Below are 3,386 nucleotides of genomic sequence, written 5' to 3' on the forward strand. Positions count from 1 at the left end.
CCGCGTAATACCGTATCGTAGTACCGGCCCTTCGCAACCGCTGCGGGCTTGCACACATTTTAGGGAATTCCATCTACGTTGTCCGTCCGGTAGAACCTGCCGCCCCTCCTCCCCCCCCCCCCCGGCGTGACGCCCCCGGTTTTGATGAATCCAACGCCGAAGCCGCCCAAGCTCCGCCGCCGCCGTATTGTCGCCACCCGCGGCACGCTGGCTTTACTTGATGTCCTTGATCGCGTCCTGGTATTCCTTGGATTTTTTCACCTTCGGAATCGCATTCCACAACGCGTCGACCTGCGCCTTGTGGGAGGCGTAATACGCCTTGTTGAAGGCGACGTAGAAGTCGGTCGTCATGAACTTGGTCGGCACCATCTCGACCTTGTCGGCGACGTCCTTGCGGCCGGCGATCAGGGAATTCATTTCCGTCTCGAAACCCAGCACGATCTCGCCCTGCCCGGCGATCAACTTGTGCAAATTGCGCAGCGGCTCCTTGACGTTATCGTCAAACGGCGTGTTCAGCGATTTCAACTGGTCGGAAATGGTCGCGAATCCGGCCGGTATCAGAACCGGTTTGCTAACGTCGGTGAACTTATTCCCGTCCCACGAGGCCTTGCTGCCCTTGACGCGGTAGGCCATCACCGACATCGAGGCCAGCGACATGCCGGTGTTCGGTTTGCCGGTGGGCAGCACCGGAAACGCCGCGTACTCGGCGTGGAACGGTGTGTTGCCGGCGTTGACGATACCGTTCATGCTGCCCGAGCGCGTGTTCTCGATGCAGCGCTTCCACGCGGCGATGGTCAGGTTGACCGGCACCGCCGCTTCCTTCGACGCCATTTTCAGCAGGATTTGCATGGTGCCGTCCTTGTTCGGAAACGTGAACGGCGCGGCGGCCTGGTCCTCGATGCACAACACCATCGGTTCCTCGGCCAGCGCGAGCAAGGGACAGACCAGCAGGCATGCAGATACGAATTTCTTCATTTTGAACCTCCGAAAAATTAGAACATCTCGTTACAGCGTTTTACCGCGACCATCCACCACCCACCACCCACCTTTCCGGCCTGCCGAGCACGCGCTCCACTTCGCCCACATCGCCGCCGCATGGCACTTTTGGAAGAGCAAGCCGCCCTTCCCCGCACGGCGAGCAGTTGCACCCGGTCGTCGGGCCGATGTTCGAGAATTTTCCGGTTGATATGGCGCACATGGTCGCGTCGACCGGCGTAGCGCCCGAGGCCGGGTTGCGGACCATAAACAGCGGCATGGCTGCCAGCGGGTGGCGCCACAAACATACCCATCGCGGCCCTCGGGCCACTGTTGAGAACGTTCCTTCGGGCAAGACAGTGTTCATGTGAAACAGGCTATCACGTCCGCGCCAAAAACACACCTGTCAGCCAGGCGCAACACGCGGCGCGGGGAGGCGTGCTAGCATGTTGTGATATGTTCGCGCGCAGTTTCGGGAAGATTCCGGGTAGAGTCCGGCGGCACTTGCGCCGGGCGACACCTCCTCTAGACGCGCTCAGGCCGGCTGCGGCTCGGCCGGCGCCGACGCGGCGACCAGGATCTGCTCCATCCTGCTCCTGACCTTGGCCAGGTAGTCGGCGCGGTAGCGGCGCAGGATGTAGTCGCGGAAGTTGTTTTGCTCCAGTTCGCGCCAGGCGCGCTGCCTGCCGGCGTCCGAGCGGGTGCGCGCCGCCGCCAGCGCGGCCTCGCCCAGCGCCGCCCGCGCCGGCGTCATCAACTCGTAGCCATATTGCGCCATATAGTCGCGCGCCAGAGTTTCAATGATTTCGATTTCGTCCATGCTGAGCTGCTTCTTGAACTTGTCGACGTTGGCGACGATCGGCGCGAAGCAGTTCGAGGCCCACAGCGCCGACAGCTGGGCGATCTGGCGCGCCTCCGGCGAGGCCGCCACGTCGAGCATTTCGGGCAGGAAGTCGATGCCGAAAAAGCCGCAGACGCGGCGCAGCGTCGCTTCCTGCTCGCCGAGGAAGTCCTCGTAGCGGATGGTCAGCACGCGCTCCGGGTAGCGCGCCACCAGTTCGGCGGCGACCCGGTGCGCCTCGACCCAGGCCTTGGCGTTCAAGGTGGTGTCGAAATCGTGGATGATGGCGCGGTTCATCGAGGCCACCTGCGCGCGCGGGTCGCGCACCACGTTCAGGAACAGCATGTCGGGGAACAGCGCCATCAGTTCGGCGGCGTAGTGCACGCTGTCGAGCGACTTGTCCATCACCACGCCGGCGCGGCGCTGCTCGCCGGCGCGCAGCAGCAGTTCCCAGACCACCCGGTGCACGCTGCGCGGTTGGCGGCAGATCGACTCGAAGATCTCGACCGGATCGAACACCATGTCGGCCCACTTGACCATGCTGGCCGCCTGTAGGCCGACCACGTCGACCACCAGGCGGAAGTAGGCGCGGTCGTCGGCCAGGTCGCCGTACAGCGGCAGCATCGGCATGAAGTCGACGATGTGCAGCGGGTACGGCGAGTAAAACTGCGGATTGAAATTCAGCCGCAGCCGCAGCGCGTGGCTGCCGCAGCGGCGCAGCGGTATCATCAGCACCGGACGGGGACGGGCGGGCTGGACGCCCTCGGCTGCGGTGGTTGTGCTCGTGTTCATGCCATTGCTCCTGGTCGTAAAACGGTTAAACGATGAATCAAAACACCACATATCCAATCAATCCGGCGGCCGGTACGATCCATACCGCCTCAAGCTTGTAGCGCAGCAGCAGGCCAAACGTCAGCGCGAACAGCGCCAGCGACACCCACTGCGGCGCGGCGGCCTTGCCGACCACCACGGCGGCGGCGCACACCATGCCCAGCACCGCCGCGCGCACGCCGCGCAGCGCGGCCTTGACGTTGGCCGAGTCGCGCAGCCGTTCCAGCAGGCGGGCGCAGGCCACCGTCAGCAGCGCCGCCGGGGCGAACACGCCGATGGCGGCGGCGGCGGCGCCGGCCACCCCGGCCACCTTGTAGCCGATGAAGGCGGCGCTGATGGCCACCGGGCCGGGCGTCAGTTGGCCCATCGCCAGCGCGTCGACCAGCTCCCGCCGGCTAACCCAGCCATAGCCGTCGACCACGGTTTGCTGCAGCATCGGGATGAAGACGTAGCCGCCGCCGAACATCAGCAGGCTCATGCCGGCGAAGGCGGCCAGCAGTTTCAGCAGCACGCCGGGGGCGAAGCCGAGCAGCGGCAGCGCCGCCAGCAGCAGCAGCGCGCGGCGCGGCGCCGGCGCGGCGCCGGCCCTGGCGACGGCCTTGGCGGCGCCGGGGGGGGGGAGGGGGAAAGGGGGGGGGGGGGGGGGAAAAAAAAAAAAACCAGACAAAGAAACGACAAAAAAAATCAAGGAGGTGTTGGTCAAGAAAGGCAGAAGAAGCAACCGCGCCAACGTGGACAA

Annotated in this window: 3 protein-coding genes; all 3 read right to left on the reverse strand. The window is 64.9% G+C overall.

The annotated features are described in order from the left end of the window. Nucleotides 1-213 precede the first annotated feature (213 nt). The 3 genes from ACFDR9_RS27240 to ACFDR9_RS27250 all read right to left on the reverse strand — a co-directional run bounded on the left by ACFDR9_RS27240 (nucleotide 214) and on the right by ACFDR9_RS27250 (nucleotide 3,314). Complete coding sequence (locus ACFDR9_RS27240) at nucleotides 214-975, reverse strand: hypothetical protein (RefSeq protein ID WP_409033013.1); 762 nt, start codon at nucleotides 973-975, stop codon at nucleotides 214-216. Between the two features lie 535 nt (nucleotides 976-1,510). Next, a complete protein-coding gene (locus tag ACFDR9_RS27245; protein ID WP_409033014.1) occupies nucleotides 1,511-2,608 on the reverse strand; it encodes a sulfotransferase family protein in 1,098 nt (365 codons plus the stop codon). 37 nt (nucleotides 2,609-2,645) lie between these two features. Further along, complete coding sequence (locus ACFDR9_RS27250) at nucleotides 2,646-3,314, reverse strand: chromate transporter (RefSeq protein ID WP_409033015.1); 669 nt, start codon at nucleotides 3,312-3,314, stop codon at nucleotides 2,646-2,648. Nucleotides 3,315-3,386: the final 72 nt, after the last annotated feature.

The sequence above is a fragment of the Janthinobacterium sp. CG_23.3 genome, assembly GCF_046115965.1.
Lineage (GTDB): Bacteria > Pseudomonadota > Gammaproteobacteria > Burkholderiales > Burkholderiaceae_D > Janthinobacterium.

What these genes read in the sequence shown, in the direction of transcription:
- ACFDR9_RS27240 (WP_409033013.1), bottom strand. Translation starts at nt 975, where the DNA reads ATGAAGAAATTCGTATCTGCATGCCTGCTGGTCTGTCCCTTGCTCGCG.
- ACFDR9_RS27245 (WP_409033014.1), bottom strand. Translation starts at nt 2,608, where the DNA reads ATGAACACGAGCACAACCACCGCAGCCGAGGGCGTCCAGCCCGCCCGT.